Annotated in this window: 19 protein-coding genes; 8 read left to right on the top strand and 11 right to left on the bottom strand. The window is 68.9% G+C overall.

All coding sequences use genetic code 11. The features are described 5' to 3' along the window. Positions 1–3: 3 nt before the first annotated feature. Together P0592_RS01965 and P0592_RS01960 are read right to left on the bottom strand one after the other, a co-directional pair. Positions 4–771: a DUF1405 domain-containing protein gene (locus P0592_RS01965; RefSeq protein WP_276272585.1), complete on the bottom strand. Its 768-nt coding sequence runs from the start codon at positions 769–771 to the stop codon at positions 4–6. Between the two features lie 52 nt (positions 772–823). Next, positions 824–2,308: an ATP-binding response regulator gene (locus P0592_RS01960; protein ID WP_276272584.1), complete on the bottom strand. Its 1,485-nt coding sequence runs from the start codon at positions 2,306–2,308 to the stop codon at positions 824–826. A gap of 153 nt (positions 2,309–2,461) precedes the next feature. Here P0592_RS01960 and pdxS point away from each other — a divergent pair, with 153 nt between their 5' ends. Both pdxS and P0592_RS01950 read left to right on the top strand, forming a co-directional pair. Next, positions 2,462–3,370, top strand: a complete 909-nt coding sequence (pdxS, locus tag P0592_RS01955; RefSeq protein ID WP_276272583.1) for a pyridoxal 5'-phosphate synthase lyase subunit PdxS — start codon at positions 2,462–2,464, stop codon at positions 3,368–3,370. A 78-nt stretch (positions 3,371–3,448) separates the two neighbouring features. Continuing rightward, positions 3,449–4,666: a mechanosensitive ion channel family protein gene (locus P0592_RS01950; RefSeq protein ID WP_276272582.1), complete on the top strand. Its 1,218-nt coding sequence runs from the start codon at positions 3,449–3,451 to the stop codon at positions 4,664–4,666. Here P0592_RS01950 and P0592_RS01945 read toward each other — a convergent pair. Next, positions 4,663–4,971 (bottom strand): hypothetical protein, encoded by a 309-nt coding sequence (locus P0592_RS01945; protein ID WP_276272581.1) that lies wholly within the window; start codon positions 4,969–4,971, stop codon positions 4,663–4,665. The two genes, P0592_RS01950 and P0592_RS01945, sit on opposite strands and share 4 nt — an antisense overlap. Positions 4,972–5,134: 163 nt before the next feature. Here P0592_RS01945 and P0592_RS01940 point away from each other — a divergent pair, with 163 nt between their 5' ends. From P0592_RS01940 to P0592_RS01925, 4 genes are all read left to right on the top strand, one after another. Further along, the gene (locus P0592_RS01940; RefSeq protein ID WP_276272580.1) at positions 5,135–5,719 is read left to right on the top strand and encodes a DUF2150 family protein; all 585 of its coding nucleotides are present in this window, start codon (positions 5,135–5,137) and stop codon (positions 5,717–5,719) included. An 84-nt stretch (positions 5,720–5,803) separates the two neighbouring features. Beyond that, a complete protein-coding gene (locus tag P0592_RS01935; protein WP_276272579.1) occupies positions 5,804–9,640 on the top strand; it encodes a PKD domain-containing protein in 3,837 nt (1,278 codons plus the stop codon). 81 nt (positions 9,641–9,721) lie between these two features. Continuing rightward, complete coding sequence (gene hmgB, locus P0592_RS01930; protein WP_276272578.1) at positions 9,722–11,059, top strand: hydroxymethylglutaryl-CoA synthase; 1,338 nt, start codon at positions 9,722–9,724, stop codon at positions 11,057–11,059. 172 nt (positions 11,060–11,231) lie between these two features. Further along, entirely contained in the window at positions 11,232–11,939 is a 708-nt protein-coding gene (locus tag P0592_RS01925) for a ferredoxin--NADP reductase (RefSeq protein ID WP_276272577.1), read from the top strand. A 43-nt stretch (positions 11,940–11,982) separates the two neighbouring features. Here the strand turns inward: P0592_RS01925 and P0592_RS01920 are convergent, their stop codons facing one another. The 3 genes from P0592_RS01920 to P0592_RS01910 are packed head-to-tail and all read right to left on the bottom strand — an operon-like array spanning position 11,983 to position 13,929. Then, complete coding sequence (locus P0592_RS01920) at positions 11,983–12,690, bottom strand: helix-turn-helix domain-containing protein (protein WP_276272576.1); 708 nt, start codon at positions 12,688–12,690, stop codon at positions 11,983–11,985. Positions 12,691–12,740: 50 nt separating this feature from the next. After that, on the bottom strand, positions 12,741–13,325 hold the full coding sequence (locus P0592_RS01915) for a type IV pilin domain-containing protein (protein ID WP_276272575.1): 585 nt from the start codon (positions 13,323–13,325) through the stop codon (positions 12,741–12,743). Between the two features lie 37 nt (positions 13,326–13,362). Next, on the bottom strand, positions 13,363–13,929 hold the full coding sequence (locus P0592_RS01910) for a DUF7978 family protein (RefSeq protein ID WP_276272574.1): 567 nt from the start codon (positions 13,927–13,929) through the stop codon (positions 13,363–13,365). Between the two features lie 90 nt (positions 13,930–14,019). On the opposite strand from P0592_RS01910, the gene P0592_RS01905 reads away from it, so the two are divergent. Together P0592_RS01905 and P0592_RS01900 are read left to right on the top strand one after the other, a co-directional pair. After that, positions 14,020–15,525 carry a replication factor C large subunit gene (locus P0592_RS01905; protein WP_276272573.1) on the top strand — a complete coding sequence of 502 codons (1,506 nt, stop codon included), beginning with the start codon at positions 14,020–14,022 and terminating at the stop codon, positions 15,523–15,525. A 69-nt stretch (positions 15,526–15,594) separates the two neighbouring features. Next, positions 15,595–15,981, top strand: coding sequence for a cupin domain-containing protein (locus tag P0592_RS01900; RefSeq protein WP_276272572.1), 387 nt, complete (start codon positions 15,595–15,597; stop codon positions 15,979–15,981). Positions 15,982–15,983: 2 nt separating this feature from the next. On the opposite strand, the gene P0592_RS01895 is transcribed toward P0592_RS01900, so the two are convergent. The 5 genes from P0592_RS01895 to P0592_RS01875 all read right to left on the bottom strand — a co-directional run bounded on the left by P0592_RS01895 (position 15,984) and on the right by P0592_RS01875 (position 19,763). Next, on the bottom strand, positions 15,984–16,967 hold the full coding sequence (locus P0592_RS01895) for an amino acid ABC transporter permease (protein ID WP_419181111.1): 984 nt from the start codon (positions 16,965–16,967) through the stop codon (positions 15,984–15,986). Next, on the bottom strand, positions 16,967–17,710 hold the full coding sequence (locus P0592_RS01890; RefSeq protein WP_276272571.1) for an amino acid ABC transporter ATP-binding protein: 744 nt from the start codon (positions 17,708–17,710) through the stop codon (positions 16,967–16,969). The genes P0592_RS01895 and P0592_RS01890 overlap by 1 nt, the downstream gene beginning before the upstream one ends. Beyond that, complete coding sequence (locus tag P0592_RS01885) at positions 17,707–18,378, bottom strand: amino acid ABC transporter permease (RefSeq protein ID WP_276272570.1); 672 nt, start codon at positions 18,376–18,378, stop codon at positions 17,707–17,709. Before P0592_RS01885 ends, P0592_RS01890 begins: the two co-directional genes overlap by 4 nt. A gap of 1 nt (position 18,379) precedes the next feature. Continuing rightward, entirely contained in the window at positions 18,380–19,165 is a 786-nt protein-coding gene (locus P0592_RS01880) for a basic amino acid ABC transporter substrate-binding protein (RefSeq protein WP_276272569.1), read from the bottom strand. Positions 19,166–19,256: 91 nt separating this feature from the next. After that, positions 19,257–19,763, bottom strand: a complete 507-nt coding sequence (locus P0592_RS01875; protein ID WP_276272568.1) for a COX15/CtaA family protein — start codon at positions 19,761–19,763, stop codon at positions 19,257–19,259. Positions 19,764–19,825: the final 62 nt, after the last annotated feature.

Below are 19,825 nucleotides of genomic sequence, written 5' to 3'. Positions count from 1 at the left end.
CTGTCAGGTGGTCCGCAACCGTTCCACTCGCGTCGCCAGCGCGAGAAACACGGCGAGGACGGTCAGCACGACGGCCCACGCCGCCGCGAGGTCGTGCGCCGGCACCGTGTGGTCGAACTGGTAAGCGCCGACGAGCGGTTCGGCCCGGAGGAACGTGTGGTGGGGTCCGTCCAGCACCGGGACGAAGTAGTCGACCACGTCGTTGAACAGGTACCAGCCCGTCGCGACGGCGACCGCCGGGATCGAGAAGGCGGCGTATCGGTGGATGACGAACGCTTCGACGGCCATCGCGAGGTGCGAGAGGATCAGGAACCAGTAGAGCCACAGGGGGAGGTTCCCGACCCCGTTGACGACGAGCTGGACGTACGGCGTCCACAGGCCGAGCTTGATACAGCCGAAGAAGGCCAGCGCGTGGAGCCACTGGACGTCCCAGTCGAGCCGCCACGCCGCGAAGGAGAGCCCGATGAACAGCGTCGCGACCGGCGAGTCGGGGATGAGCGGGTACGCGAGCGGCGGAGCCGCGCCGAGCTGTCCCTCGACGAGCGGCGGCGCGAGGTCCAGCGGCCGGCCGGCGTAGTACCAGAAGCCAAAGAGCGTCCCGAGCAGATTGATCACGGCGATCGGCCAGGCCAGCCGGAGCGCGACGTTCTCCAGCCACGTCGGCAGCGGCGCGACGTACCACGGGAGGCCGGGGTCTTCGGGTACGGGGCCGTCGAACCGCCGCGCGACGATGGCCTCGATGCGCCCGCCCACTCCCTCCTCGGTTGCCATACCGGGTGGTGGATTGGCCCGGGGAAAACGGTAGTGGTCGCGTGCCGGCGGTTCAGAACCGGATCTCGAACCGAGCCCCGCCGGCCTCGCTCTCGTCGACCGCGACTGACCAGCCCTGCCGGTCGGCGATCGTCTCGACGATGGCCAGCCCGAGCCCGGTCCCGTCGTCGCCGGTGGTGTAGCCCGTCTCGAACACCGTCTCGCGGTCGGCCTCGGGGATGCCCGGGCCGTCGTCGGCGACGTAGAACCCCCCGTCGTCGGGCAGCGGCCCGACCGTCACGGTCGTCCCCGGCCCCGCGTGATCGACGGCGTTGTCGAAGAGGTTGTCGAGCAGGCGCGTCAGTTCCGTCGGGTCCGCCTCGACGGTCGGGAGGTCGCCGGCCGACAGCGTCGCTTCGGTCGTCGTGTGGCTCGCCCAGGCGTCCGCGACGGCCGCCGAGAGGTCGATCGGTTCCGGGTCCGGGTCGAGTTCGCCGTACCTGGCGAAGCTCCCCAGCTCGTCGGCGAGAGACTCGATGCGCTCGTGACTCCGTTCGACGGCGTCGAGTCGCTCGTCGTCGCCGTCGGCCGCCGCCCGGAGCAGTTCGACGTTGCCGTCCGCGACCTGGAGCGCCGAGCGGATGTCGTGGGCCATCTCGGCGAGGAACTGTTCGAGGCGCTCGGTGTGCCGTTCCAGCGACTGCTCGTAGTGCTTGCGGTCGCTGATGTCGAACGTGATCCCGATGAGCCCGACGATCTCGCCGTCCTCGTCGCGCCAGGGCACCTTCGAGGTCAGCGCCCACTCGTTGTAGCGCTGTTTGTCGGTGACGACGTCCTGCTCGTAGTTGTCGTCGAGGTGATCGAAGCTGTACGTCTCCCCGACCTCCTCGATGGTCTGTTCCTCCTTGTGGATGATCGGGTCGCCGTCCTCGACGACCTGCATATCGTCGGCGTAGGTGTCGCTTGCGTGTGACTCCGGGTAGATCTCCCGATCGGTCTTGCCGACGGCGGCCGCCGGGTCGTCGACGTGGGCGTGGCTCACCCGGACGTGGCGACCCTCCCTGTCTTTGACGTAGAGGTGGTGTGGGATCTGCTCGAAGATGGAGTCCAGCAGGCTGCTCTCTCGGGCCAGTCGCCGCTCGGTTCGGGCGTGGCCGACGGCGTTCTCGATGCGGTTACAGAGCACCTCGAACGTCTCCGTGTCGCCGCTCTTCTGGACGTAGTCGGTGACGCCGGCGGAGATGGCCTCGCTCGCCACCGCCTCGCTCCCCTTGCCGGTGAAGAGCACGAACGGGAGGTCGGGGTGGTCGCTCCGGACCGCCCGCAGCAGTTCGAGCCCGTCGATCGGCGTCATCTCGTAGTCGGAGACGACACAGTCGAACGGCTCGGCCGCCAGTCGGTCGAGCGCCGCCGTCGGGTCGGTCAGCGGAACGACGTCGACGTCCCCACACTCCCGTTCCAGCATCGACACCGCCACCTCCAGGAACCCCTCGTCGTCGTCGACGTGCAACACTCGCACCCGCCCCTGGTCGGTCGCGGGTGGCCACTCCGAACCCATCCGGAGTAGGTACGGGCGAACCCGGTATATGTTCTCCGACAGCGCGGTGACACGAACCGCTGGCGGAATCCGAGGATTCGAACGGTTCAGGGGCCGTTCCGCTCGGTATCGCCAAGGACACGCGTTAAGTGAGTCCAGTTCTAACCGTGGCGTATGCCCGAATCGACCGATCTGGAGGAGCTCCGCCGCGGCACTGATCTCGTCAAGCGCGGCTTCGCGAAGATGCAGAAGGGCGGCGTCATCATGGACGTCGTGAACCGCCAGCAGGCCCGCATCGCCGAGGACGTGGGCGCGGTGGCCGTGATGAACCTCGAGGCGGTGCCGGCGGACATCCGCAAGCGCGGCGGCGTCGCCCGGATGGCCGACCCCGCCTCGCTCGAGGCGATCATCGACGAGGTCTCGATCCCGGTGATGGGCAAGGCCCGCATCGGCCACACGAAGGAGGCCCAGATCCTGGAGGCCGCCGGCGCGGACATGGTCGACGAGAGCGAGGTGCTCACGCCGGCCGACGACCGCTACCACATCGACAAGCGCGAGTTCACCGCGCCGTTCGTCTGCGGGGCGCGGAACCTCCAGGAGGCGCTGCGCCGCATCGACGAGGGCGCGGCGATGATCCGCACCAAGGGCGAGGCCGGCACCGGCGACGTGAACCAGGCGGTCCACCACCAGCGCAACATCAAGGGGTCGATCCGCAAACTCGAAGGGATGAGCCACGAGGAACGCGAGAAGTGGGCTCGCGAGCACGAGGCTCCCGCCGAGCTCGTCCACGAGACGGCCGATATGGGACGGCTCCCGGTGGTCAACTTCGCCGCCGGCGGCATCGCGACGCCGGCCGACGCCGCGCTGATGATGCACCACGGCTGTGACGGCATCTTCGTCGGCTCGGGCATCTTCGGCGCGGAGGACCCCGAGGCGATGGGCACCGCCATCGTCGAGGCGGTCAACAACTGGGACGACCCCGAGACGCTGAAGGAGATCGCATCCGACGTCGGCAAGGGGATGTCCGGCGACGCGAACGCCGACCTCCCCGAGGAAGAGAAACTCCAGGGTCGGGGCGTCTGACGCCCCCGAACCGCCAGCGCGGCCCCGTCGTCGCCACAGAGAGACAGACACAAGTTCTCCCGGCAGCGAGTGTCCGACGTGCAGGCGACGGACACACCGACGGGAAGCGAGACGAGCGACGCGGTCGTCGAGCTCGTCGCTGGGCTCCAGCGGTTCCTCGAGGGCCTCGCGACGACACAGGGCCGAGCCGTCGCGACACTGCTGTTGCTCGGCCTCCTCGTCCTCGGGGTCGTCGTCGTCCCCGTCGTCCTCTCCCGGTTCCGTGCGGCCGGCGTGGCGTGGCTGGAGTCGGGCCGCACCGCCGTCTGGCTCGACCGGCTCAAGACGCTGACGCCGACGTCCTTCCAGGGCATCCTCTTGCGGACGGTCCAGGCGGCGGTCCTGGCCCTGGTCGTGGTCTCGTTCCTCGTCGTCTGGGGACTCGTCGACGTGGTCGCCCTCGTGCGGCCGTTCGCGGCGGGGAGCAACCCCTGGCTGCTGTCGACGCTCCAGTCGCTGCTGGTCGTCGCGCTCGCGTTCGTCCTCTCGGACCAGCTCAGTCGGTTCGTCGACAGGCTCAGCGAGGCCCTGGAGGACTTCACCGAACACCAGGAGGAGATCATCCTCCGCCTCGGACAGGTGACGATCTTCGTCACCGCGGGCGCGAGCATCCTCACGTTCTGGGACCAGAACGTCGGCGGCCTGCTCGTCGGGGCCGGGTTCCTCGGCATCGTCGTCGGGTTCGCCGCCCGGCGGACGCTCGGCTCGCTCATCGCCGGGTTCGTGCTGATGTTCTCCCGGCCGTTCACCATCGGCGACTGGGTCGAGATCGGCGACCAGGAGGGGATCGTCACGAACATCACCATCTTCAACACCCGTCTGGAGAACTTCGACGGTGAGTTCGTCGTCATCCCGAACGACCAGGTCAGCGACCGCGCCATCACGAACCGCAGCCAGAAGGGGCTCCTGCGGCTGACGCTCGACGTCGGCGTCGACTACGACACCGACGTCGAGCGGGCGGCCGACCTGGCCCGCGAGGCGATGACCGACCTGAGCGAGCTCGTCGACTCGCCGCCGCCCCAGGTCGTCCCGAAGTCCTTCGGCGACTCCGCGGTCGTGCTCGAACTCCGCTTCTGGATCGACCACCCGACGCCGCCCCGGAAGTGGCGGGCCATCTCGGCGGTGGTCCAGTCGGTCAAGGCCACCTTCGACGAGGAGGGCGTCTCGATCCCGTTCCCGCAGCGGACGCTCAAGACCCGCGGCGGGAGCGACCTCTCTGAGGCCGTCGAGGTCGGGGCCGCCGAGGCCGAGGACTAACCGGACAGCCCCTCGAGCAGCAGGCCGGCACCGAGACACCACAGCCCGGCCGCGAGGCCGGTCAGTCCGACGGAGAACAGCCGCGCCACGGTGACCGGCCCGACGAGCGGCCCGCCCGTGGCCCCGGCGACGACCGCGAGCGCGGCGTCGACGCCGCCGACCCCGGCGAGCAGCGCGATGAGCGTCCAGCAGACCAGCGGTGCCGCCGTCCCGGCGAGCGCGACGCCGACGGACTGCAGTCGCCGCCCGAGGCGGCCGGCGTCGGCCGCGGCCGTCGCGGGGCGTGTCGAGCGGCGCTGTGACATACGCTCACATACCTCGCCGCGGTTGATAAAACCCGGGTACACCCGGCTGTCAGTGTCGGCTGAGATCGACTTAACGGGCTGTTATCGGTCGATTCGTGGCTCTGTGGGCGGGGTCGCGCTCCCGGGTCGAAGCTTATATCCCCGGCCGCACGAACGGAGAGATATGAGCACTCCGCCGGGGGAGTACTACACCGAGGAACGCTGGCAGAACTGGCTCGACCGCATCGACGAGGAGGGGGTCGACCCCGAGGACGAGGACTCGGCGCGCCTGCTGTTGAACCTGCAGGACGACGCCGCCATCGCCGTCGCGAAGATCCTCACCGACTACGAGGACGGCGACCTCGACGAGGAGACGACGCTGGACGAGCTGGCCGGCGTCCAGGAGATCGTCCTCGCGGACCTCGACATCGAGGACGAGGAGACGATGATGCTCGTCGACGGCGTCCAGACCTCGCTGGTCTGTGTCTTCTACGCCGCCGAGGAGTACGTCGCCGAGGGCGTCGCCGACGAGGCGACCGTCGCCGACTACATCGGTGCCGCCGCCGACGCCGAGGCCGAGGAGGACCTCGACGCGGCGCTCGGCTACTGCGTCCAGGCCGGCACCCGCGTCATCGACGGCGACGAACTGCCGATGGACGTGGCCGAGGACCTGGAGTACGGGCTGGTCTCCGAGTGGGTCAACGGGCTGGACAGCCTCCAGACGGCGATGAGCGACCCCGAGGTCGTCGAGGAAGAGGACGAGAGCTGAGGCGTCGCGCGCCGCGAGTAGCCACCGGTTCGGCAGCGTGAGCCGGCGGACAGGTTTTTATCTACCAGTACGCAACAAGGCTGCATGGATCTGGTGGGTGACGACCGAGCGCAGTCGGTGCAGATCGGTGCCGTCCTGCTGTTCGGTATCCTCATCGTCGCCTTCTCCTCCTACCAGGCGTTCGTCGTCCCCGACCAGAACCGCGCCGTCGAGTTCGACCACAGCCAGCGGGTACAGTCCCAGATGCAGGAGCTGCGCAACGTCGTGGTGTCGTCGACCGGCGAGTCGAGCGCCCGCTCCGTCTCCGTCAGTCTCGGGACCCAGTACCCGAACCGAGCGCTCGCGGTCAACCCCGGGCCGCCATCCGGGTCGTTACGGACGGTCGGGTCGACGAACACCGCGGTCAACGTCAGCGTTCGGAACGCGACGGCGGCGGGCGAGACGGGGGACTACTGGAACGAGACACGGAACTACTCGACGGGCGGTCTCGCCTACCAGCCCTCCTACAACCTCTACACCAACGCCCCGCGAACGGTGTACGAGCAGACGGTTCTCTACAGCGAGTTCAGGAGCGGCGACATCACGCTGGCGAACCAGACGTTCATCGACGGCAACGAGATCACGCTGATAACGCTCAACGGCTCGCTCTCACGCAGTTCCAGCGGCACGACGTCCGTCGACGTTCGGCCGGTCAGCACCTCGACACAGACGGTGACGATAGAGAGCGAAAGCGACAGCGCACCGCTGACGCTGGCGTTCGCGTCGTCCCGGCCGGAGTCGTACTGGGACTTCCTCGAGGCCACGGAACCGAACGTGACCGGCGTCAAGACCGACGACGGCGCGGCTCCCGATCCCTTCTACGGCGTGCAGGTGAACCTCTCGGCCGACCAGACCTACCGCCTCCGGATGACGAAGGTCGGGGTCGGGACGCAGGTGACCGACGAGAACACCGCCTACCTGACCGACGTCGAGGGCAACGGCACACCGGTCTCGCAGGGGGAGACGACGGAACTCGTCCTGGAGGTCCGCGACCGGTACAACAATCCGCCGGCCAACGTCTCCGACACCCGGGTCTACGCACACGTCGACGCCGGGAGCCTCGCGGGCGACACGAACGACAACGGGACCGCCGGCAAGGTGCCGGACGGCGACGGCCGCGTCCGGTTCACGTACACGGCACCGTCCTCGGCGACCGGAGCGAAACAGATCAACGTCAGTTACGCCGGTGCGGCGGCGGCGGAGGACCCCGCACTGGCTCCCGGGACCGTTCAGAACGTCACGATGACCGTCGACGTGCAGGCCACGGGTGGCGGCGGGGGCGGCGGTGCGTACACCGTCGACTGGCAGCGGCCACCGTTCGGAACTCGAATCGCGAACGAGGAACTCCGCTTCAGGATCGCCAGTACACCCCTCGACGAGGAGGTGGGGCTTCGAAGTCCCCCGTTCCTCGCGCGTGTCACCGAGAGCGGGAGCGCGATCGCGTTCACGGACATCGACTACGGCGTGGGCGACAGCACGGTCGTCAGACCGACGCCCAGCGACGGTGAGACCAACGCCTCCGGCTACAACGAGACGGGACTGACCTGGCAGTCCGACGGTCGCTCGAAGGTGTACGCGGCGAGCGGCGGGTCGAGCGACAGGACGGAGGTGACGTTCGACCGCCTGCTCAACGAGAGCTTCGAGGACCCCGAGGACGCGCTGGTGGCCAACGGCTGGGTCTACAACACGACCGCCGGCGACGGGGACGCGAGCGTGATCGACGGGCCGACAAACCCAGCGCCCTCGGGGAGCCGCGTGGCGGTCATCAAGGGGGACGCGTCGGAGTCCAACCGGGCGATCGAGCTCAACTACTCGCTCGACACGACGGCCTACGAGTCGGTGACGGTCACGTATGTCGCACGGGAGCCGGAGGGGGGAGCGGCCGAGCCCGAGGCCGAGGAGAACCTGAAACTGGACTACTACAGCGAGGCGGACTCGAAGTGGGTCGAGGTCGACAACGTGACCGCCCGGGACTCCAACGACGCGGAGCCCGAGGATCACTACCGCCGAGTGACGATCGAGGGAGTGCCCAACGCCACCTCGGACGGGTTCAAGATCCGGTTCCGGCAGGGCCAGACGACCGGTGACGACCCGTGGTACATCGACAGTGTCGACGTGGTCGGCGCGAGTGAGGGCACGGTCCCGGGGAGCCTGAACCAGGCCCCGGTGCCGGCGTTCCGGTACTCGCCGGACAGTCCGTCGGCCGGTGACTCCATCACTTTCGACGCGAACCGCTCGGACGACCCCGACGACGCCGACATCGCGTCCTACGAGTGGGACTGGACCAGTGACGGGACCTACGAGGCGACCGGCAAGGACGCGTCCCACGTGTACTCGACCGACGGAACCTACACCGTCACCCTGCGGGTCACGGACGCTCGCGGTGCGTCGGCGACGGCCACGCAAACCGTCACCGTCGGGAGCGGCGTCGGTGGCGGTGGTGGCGGCGGCGGGGACTTCACGAGTACGACAGCCACCGCGCAGCTCCCCGAGGTCGGGCAGCAGCGACAGATCTTCACGTTCACCGCCGACGGTCGAATCCCGGCCGGAACGGCGATCGAGTTCAACCTCGACGATCCACAGCAGCAGAGCCCGCTCCAGGTCGACTACAGCAACCTCAACGCGATCGACGCCAACGTCTCGCTGTCGAACACGAACTCGAACACGAACGGGGACACCGGGTTCTTCAGCATCACACCAAGCACGGACATCGCGGACGGACAGACCGTCAGGGTCGGGATACAGCCGCTCAGGACCGGTGGGAGCGGCCAGTACGACGTGACGGTGACTCGTGGTGACACCGGGAACACGTCCACTACCTCCTTCGACGTGGCTCGGAACGCCGGCGGGGCCGAGATCTCGAACTTCGAGGCGTCGGACCTCGTCGCCGACACGACGGGACAGCAACAGACGTTCACGTTCACACTGGAGGACTCGCTCGCCGGTGGCGAGCGTATCAACCTCGGCCTGTCCCCGGCCGAGGCGACGGGAGACGTGTCGTACCAGGGGCTGAACTCCGTAAACGTCTCGACGAGCAACACGAACTTCAACAAGAACGGCGGTCAGGCGTGGGTCCTGATCGAGGCCCCCGCGGGCGGATACGCGGCCGGAACGTCCATCGAGATCGTAGTCAACGCGAACACCGATCTGATGACGAACGAACCGTACGAGATCGGGATCACCCGCGGTGACGCCGGGACCACGAGCACGACCTTCACGCAGGCCAACGACCCGGGCGCGATCCAGTTCTCGAACTTCCAGGGCTTCTCGGCGGACCCGGCGGCCGACGAGTTCACGATCGACCAGGTCCAGGTCCAGGACGCCGACAACGACGACGACCTCGACAGCATCGAGTACGTCGTCACCGACAGCAGCGGAACCGTCGTCGCCTCCAGGACCGTGACCGGTATCGGCCCGGCCCAGTACCAGCCCGCCGGCACCCCGGCGGTCACCATCAGCGGGACGGTCCAGGAGGGCGAGAGCTACACCGTCACCGCCACGGCCAACGACGCCAACGGCAACTCCGATAGCGCCAGTCTCACGACGACCGCGCCGAGCAGTCCGACCGTCAGTATCAGTTCCGCTACGCACGACGCGAACACGGGGAACAACGACCGGACCCACACCATCAGCGTCACTTTCACCGGATCTGATCCGGACGGCGACCTCGCGAGCTACACGGTGACCGTGTACGACAGCAGTGGTCAGGGCTATACGGTCGGGTCCGAAACGAACAGCTACTCCGGTGGGCAGACGACGATCCAACTCAGCGACACGAACCAGGGCAACGGACAGGGCGACGACCCCTACTTCGTCGTCGTCCAGGTCGAGGACAGCACCGGCCTGACCGACGCCACGAACGAGACGACGGTTCAGGGGTAGCTCTGAGAGGTCTACTACGATACGACAAACGTCGAAACACCAGTCGACAGTAACTTAACCACCCCCACCGACCCTCCGGGTATGACAGCAGTGGGTATCGACGGAATGGAGATCTGGACGGGGAAGCTCAAGCTCGACCTCGCCGAGACGTTCGCGCCCGCACAGGGCGACGACCCGGGGAAGTACACGAAGGGGCTGGGGCTGCACGCCTCGTCGTTCCCGGACGTCTACGAGGACATCGTGACGATGGGTGCCAACGCGGCCCACCGGCTGATGGAGCGGAAGGGGCTGGAACCGGACGACATCGGCCGCATCGACGTGGCGACCGAGAGCGCCTTCGACAACTCCAAGCCGGTCTCGACGTACATCGCCGGCTGCCTGGAGCAGGTCTACGACGGCGACTTCCACCACGCCAACAAGGGCGAGCGGAAGTTCGCCTGCATCTCGGGGACCCAGAGCCTCGACGACGCGTACAACTGGATCCGCGCGGGGCGGAACCGCGGGCGGGCGGCGCTGGTCGTCGCCACCGACACGGCGCTGTACGCCCGCGACGACCCCGGCGAGGCGACCCAGGGCGCGGGCGCGGTCGCGATGCTCGTCGACGAGGACCCGAACCTCGTCGAGCTGTCGGCCGAGCAGGGGTACGGCAGCGCCGACGAGACGGACTTCCTCAAGCCCAATCAGCAGTTCCCCTCCGTCGACGGCAAGCGCTCGGTGAAGGTGTACCTCGCCCGGATGCGGGAGGCGCTGGACGACTTCGCCTCCGTCGCCGGCGACATCCACCCCGACGACTACGAGATGATCCCGTTCCACACGCCGTTCCCGGGGATGGTCCGGAAGGCCGCGGCGCTTGGCTACCGGCACATCGTCCGCGGGACCGACGTCGAGGAGGCCCTGGCCGAGGAGATCGGCTACCAGCCCGACCGCGCGGACTTCGAAACCGACGACGCGTTCAACGACGCGATCCGGGAGTACACGGACGCCCTGACCGAGACCGAGCGGTACCGGGACTGGTACGCGAACGCCATCGAGCCGACGCTCGAGATCTCCCGGGAGGTCGGCAACTGGTACACCGGCTCGGTCCACATCGCCCGCGCCGCCGGGCTGAAACACGCCCGCGAGAACGGTCGGGACCTCGACGAGCGGAGACTGCTCGTGGCCTCCTACGGCTCCGGCGCGCAGGCGGAGGTCCACGCCGAGACCGTGGTCCCGGGCTGGGAGGAGGAGATCGCCCGGATGAACGTCGACGAGCAGATCAGGCGGCGACACGACCTCTCCTTCGAGGAGTACGAGCAGATCCACGACGTCCACAACCACGACACCGAGGCCGACGTCGAGGAGTTCACATCGCCGACCGCGGAGTTCGTCTTCGACGGCTGGGGGCGGATGGGCGAGCGGAAGTATCGGTTCGTGGAGTAGGGAGGCGTCGCTTCGCTCACCGCCTCCGAGAGGCACGGCGGCGTGGACGCCGATCGGGAGTCAGACGCTCGTCGAGGGGTGTGCGGGACCGGGGATGCTCCCCGATCGCCGTGGGACGGGTTGCATATTCTCGCTCTCCGCTTTTGAGGGGCGAGCCGTAACCGGCTATCAGATGACCGTCACAGCCACTATCGCCGGCATCCACCAGCTGACGCCGGACGTCAAGCAGTTCCGGCTCGTCGCCGACGATCACAGGTTCACCTACGAGGTCGGACAGCACACGATGGTTCACTTCGAGAACGACGGGGAGGAGGCCGCCCGTCCCTACACGGCGGTGAATCTCCCGCGATCGAACGAGCTCGTCCTGGCGATCAAGCGATACGAGGGCGGGAACGGGTCGGTCTACATGCACGAGCGCACGACCGGCGACGAGGTCGAGGTCGAACCCGTCGACGGGGACCTCACCCTGCAGACCCTCGACCGGGACGTGGCGTTCATCGCGACGGGGACGGGGATCACGCCGATCCTGCCGATGTTGAAGCAGTACGCCCGCGGCGGGACCGGCGACGCCCACCTCCTCTTCGGCGAGCGCGACGAGGAACACCTCATCTTCCACGAGACGCTTGACCAGCTCCGATCGGACTACCGCGAGGTGACGCTCGACTACGTGCTCTCCGAGCCCGCGGACTCGTGGCACGGCCGGACGGGCCACGTCCAGGAGCACGTCCCGGACGCGCTCGGCGACCTCGACGCCACCGACGTCTACGTCTGTGGCGTCCCCGATATGGTCGTCGAGACGACGGACCTGCTCACCGAGGCCGGCGTCGACGAGGGCGACGTCTACACGGAGGGCTGGGAGTCCGAGGCCGCCGGCGACTGACCCGCGTCACGGCGCGACGGTTCGGCCTCGCCCGCCCCGGGACTCACGGCAGCCCCCGGAGCCCGTCGAGCATCGTCTCCAGGTCGGCGTCGGTCACGGCCAGCGAGAAGTCGTCGATGTTCGCGAGGTCGGCGGCCCGGTCCCAGACGGCCTCGTCGTCGAGGCCGTGGAGGACGACGGCGTTGGGCGTCGGCGACACCACGCGCAGCGCCACCAGCGGCGACTCGCCGCGGGTGACGTTCGTGAACACCAGCGCGCGGTTGGTCGACTGGCCGTACAGCTGGAAGAACTCGTCGGAGGACAGCCGCGTGATGGCGGCGATGGAGTCGATGACCGTGTGGCCGGCCACGGTGTCCTGGCCGCCGCGGTGGAGTTCGGTGGCGTCGATGGCGTCGAACACCCGCTCGACGCCGACGTTGGCGGGGTACTCCCGGAGGTCGTGGACGACGTCGCTCTCGAACCCCGCCGAGAGGACGCGGGCGTGCTGGCGGATGTGGTCGCCGCCCCGCTCCTCGTCGATGTCCAGCAGCGCGCCCACCAGGCGGCGGACGACGCCGATCCCGGGGTTGTCCCGGCGGCCGCTCTCGTAGTCCGAGACCACCGACGGCGAGACGTCCAGCCGGTCGGCCAGCTGGGTCTGGGCCACGTCGAAGTCGGTCCGCCACTTCCGCAGGGTCGCCCCCGGCTCGTCGCTCAGTGCGACCTCGCCGGCGATCTTCTCGGCGAGTTCGTCGCGCGCACCCCGTGTCATCGGTTCGCAGGGTGGCGTGACTGGAGTAAAAGGCTACCGGAAGCCCGCGGTCAGTCCGCGCGAACGCGCTCCGCGACGACGACGCTCCCGGTGGGCGCGTGGACGACCCGGACCGTCAGCGTCTCGCCGGGTGCGAGGCGACACTCGCTGGTCGCCAGCCGGAACTGTGCGGTCTCGCCGGCCGACCACGCGCCGTCGTCGTCGACGTCGCCGGTGCCGATGGGTCCCTCGACGGCGTCGTAGGAGTTGTCGAACAGGTCGTCGCCGCGGACGTACTCGCCCGCGGGCCGGAGGCTGTCGCCCGCGGCGGGGAGGTTCACCAGCCGGCCCACCTTGCCGCAGGCGTCGCTCGCGTCGACGACGAGTTCCAGGTCCGCGACGGCGAGCGTGTCGCCGGCGAGGTGCGTGAGCCGTAGCACCTGCTCGCGGTAGCGGCCGCCGCCGGCGGCGTAGGTCTCGTACTCGGCGGCGGACTGGGCGACCGTCGGGGCCGGCTCGGCCGTGGCCGCCGCGTGGCCGAAGGCGGCGGTGGCGACGACCGCCGCGAGCAGCACCGTCACGCCGACCAGCAGGAGGGTCCCTACGACGGGTGTGAGGGCACGGTTGGCCGGTGCGGGACGACCGACGAGGGTCACGCCGGGACTGGCCGCGTCCCGGTACAAAAGGGTCGGCCTACGACTCGCCCAGAGCGACGCCGAGCAGCGACCCGATCGCGCCGAAGACGACGGGGTAGACGACGCCGGCGAGGACGACCGCGGTCAGCAGCGTCGGCGACCCGCCGCTGCTCTCGCCGATGCTGACGGCGAACAGCAACGCGCCGACCAGCGACAGCGGGAGGTAGCCGAGCGCGACCGAGGGACCGACCCGGAGCGCCCGGCCCGTCTCGGTCGCGCCGTCGAGGCGGGCGACCGCCAGCCCCGCCACGGTCAGTAGCGCGGGCGGGATCACGTACAGGATCGGCGACAGCCCGTCGCTCTGACCGATGAAGTTCACGGCGTCGGTGCCACCCAGCAGCGGCACGTCGACCGTGATCGTCGTCGTCACGAACTGCGCGTTGAAGAACACCCAGCCGACGACCTTCCAGGCGGCCCCCTCCTCGCCGAAGGCCTCGATGACGCCGGTCAACAGGGAGTCCTGGACCGTCGAGATTGTCAGCGCGTACACGAGCACGTAGCCGAGGACGAACGCCGCCACGCCGGCGGCGGCCCCGACCGCGTAGCTGCGGCTGTCGTCGTTCATCGTGTCTCGGCCGACGCCGACAGGCGACATAGGCTTTCGGGCCGCGGGGGTCCGCAACCACTAAACGCGGCACGCGCCTCCCCTCTGGTAATGGACTGGACGGAGAAGTACCGCCCGAGCACGCTCTCGGAGGTACGGGGCAACGACACGGCCCGGGACGCCCTCCGGGAGTGGGCCGAGACGTGGGACGACCACCGCGAGGCGGTCATCCTCCACGGCACCCCCGGGGTGGGCAAGACCTCCGCGGCCCACGCGCTGGCAAACGACATGGACTGGCCGACCATCGAACTCAACGCCAGCGACTCCCGGACCAAAGACGTCATCGAGCAGGTGGCCGGCGAGGCCGCCAAGTCGGGGACGCTGACAGCCGGGGGGCAGGGCCGCCGACTGGTCATCATGGACGAGGCCGACAACGTCCACGGCAACGCAGACCGGGGCGGTGCGCGGGCCATCTCCTCGCTGGTGAAAGAGGCCGGCCAGCCGATGATCCTCATCGCCAACGAGTTCTACGAGATGTCCAACTCCCTGCGCAACAGCTGTCAGGACATCGAGTTCTCCGGCGTGCAGAAACGCTCGATCGTCCCGGTCCTGCGGGACATCTGCCGGAAGGAGGGCGTCGACTACACCGACGCCGTGATCGAGGACATCGCCGAGCAGAACAGCGGCGACCTCCGGGGGGCGATCAAGGACCTCCAGGCCACCGCCGAGGGCAACGACCGCATCGAGGCCGACGACTACGTCTCGGGCGAACGGGACACGACCGAGGGCATCTTCGAGTACCTCGACGTCGTGTTGAAGGAGGGCGACGCCGAGACGGCCCTGAAATCGAGCTACGACGTCGACGAGACGCCGGACGACCTCATCAACTGGATCGAGGACAACATGCCCAAAGACTACGCCGACGGCGAACTCGTCCGGGCCTACGACGCCCTCTCGAACGCCGACCAGTGGCTCGGCCGGGTCCGGGAGACACAGAACTACTCGTTCTGGCGCTACGCGACGGACAACATGACCGCCGGCGTCGCCGCCGCCCGCGACGGGCAGAAGGGCGGGTGGACCCGCTACGGGCCGCCGAGCTACTGGTCGAAGCTCGGCCGCTCGAAGGGCGCGCGCAACACCCGCGACCACATCGCCCGGCAGATCGCGGCCGTCGACGGCGTCTCGATGACGACCGCTCGCCGGGAGATTATGCCGTTCCTGGCGACGATGACCCACCACTGCACGAACCGGGAGCTGACGGTGGCGATGGCGGCCACCTACGACCTCGACGCCGAGCACGTCTCCTTTGTCACCGGCTCGGGCGAGGACACCAACAAGGTCCAGTCAATCGTCGAGGACGCCGAGCGCCGGAAGGAGGAGGCCGCCGTCGAGCACTCCGGCGGTGCCTTCGAGGGCGGGTCCGCGAGCGATCCCGAGGACGCCGTCGCCGAGGGCGGGGACGACGGCGACGGGGAGGACGACGCCGACGACGCGCAGGCCACGCTGGGCGGGAGCGACGACGGCCCGGCGGCCGAGGAGGCGGAGGGAGACGACGACATCGACGCCGACGCCGCCGACGAGGACGACCAGCAGTCCGGACTGTCGGACTTTATGTGACCGCCGGCATCTAAACGGGCGTCGCATACAGCCCCCGGACCTATCTCCGTCCCCCGTGAACGCGCTCCTATGACCGACGGGTTCGCGGTCGTCGATCCCGAGGGCGTGCCCGAGGAACAGTTCAACACCTGCGAGACCACGGTCCGGAAGCTCACCGAACCGCTGGGCTGTACGGAGGTCCGGGTCAATCAGGTCGTCGTCGAACCGGGCGAGGTGACGACGCCACACAGCCACGACGGCCAGGAGGAGGTGTTCGTCACGATGACCGACGGACAGATCGCCGTCGAGGGCGACGTGCGGGACGTCTCCCGGGGGAGCGTCGTCCGCGTCCGACCCGACGTCGTCAGGAACCTCTGTAACCACACGGACGCGACCCACGTCTGGCTCGCGTTCGGGGCCCCGCCGGTCGGGAGCGTCGAGGACTTCGGGGCCTACGTCGTCGAGCGCGAGGAGTGAGGTCAGGCCCGCCGTCGGCCGCCGACGCCGGGCACCGAGGTCCGCTCCTCGACCCAGTTCATGAACACCGACGCGGAGATGACCAGCGCCAGGTAGAACAGCGCCGCGAGCAGGAACAGCTCCGTGTACTGGAAGGTGTCGTTGGCGATGAACCGCGCCTCGAAGAACAGTTCGCGGACGGTGATGAACGCCGCCAGCGAGGAGTACTTGATGAGGTAGACGAGCTCGTTCGACCAGCCCGGGATCGCGTACCGCAGCCCTTGGGGGAGGACGACGTAGCGGATCCCCTCGATCTCAGAGAGGCCGATCGCCCGCGCCGCCGTCAGCTGACCGGCGTCGACGGACTCCAGGGCCGAGCGGATGTACTCGGCCTGGTAGGCGGCGCTGTTGAGCGTGAAGCCGATGATCGCGACCCACACCGCCTGCGCGGGGACGAACCCGACGCCGACGCCGGGGACGTCGCGGATGATCCCCGTCAGCGGGAGGCCGTAGTAGAGGACGAACAGTTGCGCCAGCAGCGGCGTCCCGCGGACGAGTTCCGTGTAGGACAGCGAGACCCACCGGAGGACCCGACTCCCGTAGACCCGGCCCACCGACAGCGGCACCGCCAGCACGAAGCCGAGCGCGATGCCCGCAACCGTCAGGACGATGGTCAGCCACGCGCCCCGGGCCAGCGCCGGCAGGTGGGGGACGCTCCCGGCGACGAACCCCAGCAGCCCGGCGACCACGTCCAGCGGCGCGCCGAACAGGCCAACCGAGGCCGCGACCGATCCGACCCGCTCGGCGGCCGCGGCGACGGGGGCGACCGGGAAGAACGACTTCCCACTCGGAAACGCCACCGTGTCCGGCAGCAGGAAGTCGTTCGTCCACCGGACGAGGAGCCAGCCCCAGAAGACGGCGATCGCCGCCATCGCCCAGGGCCGGTCGGTCTCGACGCTCGCGGTGGTCCGGACCTGCTCGACGGCGGATGGGTCTTCGGTGCTCATCAGTGCTCGCCGTCGGTCTGGAGCCCGGACAGGAACTCGGCCGTCCGGTCGTGGTCGGGCCGTTCGAACAGCTGTTCCGGCGGGCCGGACTCGACGACCTTCCCGTCGTCGAGGAAGTGGATGTCGTCGGCGGCCGAGCGGGCGAAGCCCATCTCGTGGCTGACGACGAGCATCGTCGTCCCGGCCTCGGCGAGGTCGCGCATCACCTCGACCACCTCGCCGACGAGCTCGGGGTCCAGCGCGCTGGTCGGCTCGTCGAACAGCATCAGCTTCGGCTCCATCGCCAGCGCGCGAGCGATGCCGACCCGCTGTTTCTGCCCGCCGGAGAGCTCGGCGGGGTAGGCGTCGGCCTGGTCCGCGAGTCCCACCTGGGCGAGGTGGTCGGCCGCCCGCTCGCGGGCGGGGTCGCGGTCCATCCCCTTGACTCGCTTCAGTCCGAGGGTGACGTTCTCCAGCGCGGTCAGGTGCGCGAAGAGGTTGAAGTCCTGGAACACCATCCCGACCTGCTGGCGGAGCTCGTTCACGTCGGTCTCGGGCGCGGTGACGCTGGTCCCGTCCAGCCGGATCTCGCCGCTGTCGATCTCGGTCAGGCGGTTGATGCACCGCAGCATCGTCGACTTCCCGCTGCCGCTGGGGCCCATCAGCACGTCGACGTCGGTCCGGTCCATCTCGAAGCTGACCCCTCGCAGCACCCGTTCCTCGTCGTAGGACTGGTAGACGTCGTCGACCTGGAGTAGACTCACGTGTTCTCACCCGACGGAATCGCGTAGTGGTCGCTCAGCCGATCCAGCCCGCGGTTCGTGGTGAACGTCAACACGAAGTAGATGGTGCTGATGACGAGGAAGACCTCCAGGACGGCCGTCGACCGCCCGCTCTGGGTGAACAGGTCGTACCCTCGGGTCAGCAGTTCCGCGAGGCCGATGGCGAAGGCGATGCTCGTGTCCTTCAGGACGATGGTGAACTCGTTCTGGAACCCCGGCATACTCCGGCGGAGCGCCTGCGGGACGACGACGTGGCGGATGGCCTGGAGCCGGCTCATCCCGACGGCGCGAGCGGCCTCCATCTGCCCGTCGTCGACGCTCTGGAGCGCGCCCCGGAAGATCTGGGACTGGTAGGCCGCGCTCCGCAGGCCCAGCCCGACCGTCGCGGCGACGAACGCCGATCCGGGGATGGAGACGACGAAGAACAGTACCAGCAGGATGACGACGATGGGCGTCCCGCGGAGGACGACCCCGGCGGTCCGGACGGCACGCTGGAAGTAGCCGTCGCCGTACACCTCGAGGGCACCCGCGGGAAAGCCCACGAGGAACCCCAGCGACAGGCTCGTCAGCGTCAGCCCGACGGTGATAGCCAGCCCCTCCAGCAGGTAGTCGAAGTTGCTCAGGACGAACGCCCAGTCGCCGGCCTGCATCTTACTCGCCGAACCACTCCGCCGTCAGGTCCTCGTAGGTCCCGTTCTCCCGGACCGTCGCCAGCCCGTCGTTGAGCGACGAGGTGAGTTCGTCGGCGTCCGTGCGGACGCCGAAGCCGAACTGCTCGCCGGTCTCGTAGACGAACGCCACTTCGACCGGCCGGTTCGCGGCGAAGGTCCGCGCGACGGGGACGTCGATGACGACGGCGTCGATGTTGCCGTTCTGGAGGTCCTCGATTGCCAGCACGTAGTTGCCGTAGGAGTTGTACTGGCTCTCGGAGATCTCGTCGCCGACGAGTTCGTCCTGGACGACGCCCTCGCCGGTGGTCCCGCTCTGTGCGCCGATCGGCCTGTCCGCGAGGTCGGCCAGTTCGCTGGGCGAGAAGTCCCCGTCGGACCGGACGACGATGGCCTGGTCCGAGGAGTAGTAGGGATCGGTGAAGTCGATCGTCTCGTCGCGCTTCTCGTTGATGGTCATCCCGGCCGCGATGACGTCGATGTTGTCGTTGGTCAGCGCGGGGATGAGCGAGTCGAACTCGAACTCCTCCCAGCCGGAGAGCTCGTAGTCGCTCTGCCCGACGACGGCCTCCAGCAGGTCGATGTCGAACCCGACGAGTTCGCCGCCCTCCTTCATCTCGAACGGGGGGAAGCCGGGCGCGGTGCCGGCGGTGATGGTCTGTCCGCCGCCGCTCCCGCCGTCGCCCATACAGCCCGCGACCGACAGTGCGACCGCCGAACCGCCGACGGTGGTGAGATACTGACGCCGTGAGAGTCCGTCGTCTGACATAGTCGGTGTATGGACGGTACCGGGGATTAGTGTTACGAAGCACTTACAACCGGGATTGTATGCAAAACCGACGACAGAAACGCCCGGACGGTCAGTCGGAGCCGGTCGGGTCGGCGTCGGTCGTCGGGTCGCCCGCGGTCGCCTCCGAGCGGGTCTCCGCGGCGGTTCCCGGCGCGTCGTAGGCCCAGGCCGTGGCGGCGACCAGCGCCGTCAGGATGGTCAGCGCGGCCGCGTGGTGGAGGACCTGCGCGAGCGCTCCGAAGTTGACGATGGTGTTCGCCCCGAGCAGGATCTGGACCGGGAGCACGACCGTCGCGATGGCCGTCGCGCGCTTGACCCGCGTCGCGTGGTCCCGTCGCCACGCGAGGTACGTCGAGCCGAGGATGGCGAAGCCGGTGATCATCGCGACCAGCCGGTGGAACCACTCGACGAAACTCGCCCAGTTCGCCGGGAACAGCCCCAGCCACCCGTCACAGAGCGGCCAGCGCGCCCCGCAGGTCAGGCCGGCCCCGATGGCCCCGGTGTAGACACCCAGCAGGATGAGCACGAAGGTCAGCGCCGTCGTCCCCGCGAGCAACTGCCGGAAACGCTCGGTCATGGTCGACAGTTGGTGTGCTCGTACTTATGCCCTCTTTTCGGCCGGGCGGACGACGCCGTGGT

The organism is Haloarcula litorea (genome assembly GCF_029338195.1).
Lineage (GTDB): Archaea > Halobacteriota > Halobacteria > Halobacteriales > Haloarculaceae > Haloarcula > Haloarcula litorea.
Note: the sequence above shows the minus strand (reverse complement) of the source record. Positions and strands in the feature narration are given on the sequence as shown.

Excerpts from the sequence above, each read along its gene's own strand:
- P0592_RS01965 (WP_276272585.1), bottom strand. The coding sequence starts at position 771 with ATGGCAACCGAGGAGGGAGTGGGCGGGCGCATCGAGGCCATCGTCGCG.
- P0592_RS01960 (WP_276272584.1), bottom strand. The coding sequence starts at position 2,308 with ATGGGTTCGGAGTGGCCACCCGCGACCGACCAGGGGCGGGTGCGAGTG.
- pdxS (WP_276272583.1), top strand. The coding sequence starts at position 2,462 with ATGCCCGAATCGACCGATCTGGAGGAGCTCCGCCGCGGCACTGATCTC.
- P0592_RS01945 (WP_276272581.1), bottom strand. The coding sequence starts at position 4,971 with ATGTCACAGCGCCGCTCGACACGCCCCGCGACGGCCGCGGCCGACGCC.
- P0592_RS01940 (WP_276272580.1), top strand. The coding sequence starts at position 5,135 with ATGAGCACTCCGCCGGGGGAGTACTACACCGAGGAACGCTGGCAGAAC.
- P0592_RS01935 (WP_276272579.1), top strand. The coding sequence starts at position 5,804 with ATGGATCTGGTGGGTGACGACCGAGCGCAGTCGGTGCAGATCGGTGCC.
- hmgB (WP_276272578.1), top strand. The coding sequence starts at position 9,722 with ATGACAGCAGTGGGTATCGACGGAATGGAGATCTGGACGGGGAAGCTC.
- P0592_RS01925 (WP_276272577.1), top strand. The coding sequence starts at position 11,232 with ATGACCGTCACAGCCACTATCGCCGGCATCCACCAGCTGACGCCGGAC.
- P0592_RS01920 (WP_276272576.1), bottom strand. The coding sequence starts at position 12,690 with ATGACACGGGGTGCGCGCGACGAACTCGCCGAGAAGATCGCCGGCGAG.
- P0592_RS01910 (WP_276272574.1), bottom strand. The coding sequence starts at position 13,929 with ATGAACGACGACAGCCGCAGCTACGCGGTCGGGGCCGCCGCCGGCGTG.
- P0592_RS01905 (WP_276272573.1), top strand. The coding sequence starts at position 14,020 with ATGGACTGGACGGAGAAGTACCGCCCGAGCACGCTCTCGGAGGTACGG.
- P0592_RS01900 (WP_276272572.1), top strand. The coding sequence starts at position 15,595 with ATGACCGACGGGTTCGCGGTCGTCGATCCCGAGGGCGTGCCCGAGGAA.
- P0592_RS01895 (WP_419181111.1), bottom strand. The coding sequence starts at position 16,967 with ATGAGCACCGAAGACCCATCCGCCGTCGAGCAGGTCCGGACCACCGCG.
- P0592_RS01885 (WP_276272570.1), bottom strand. The coding sequence starts at position 18,378 with ATGCAGGCCGGCGACTGGGCGTTCGTCCTGAGCAACTTCGACTACCTG.
- P0592_RS01880 (WP_276272569.1), bottom strand. The coding sequence starts at position 19,165 with ATGTCAGACGACGGACTCTCACGGCGTCAGTATCTCACCACCGTCGGC.
- P0592_RS01875 (WP_276272568.1), bottom strand. The coding sequence starts at position 19,763 with ATGACCGAGCGTTTCCGGCAGTTGCTCGCGGGGACGACGGCGCTGACC.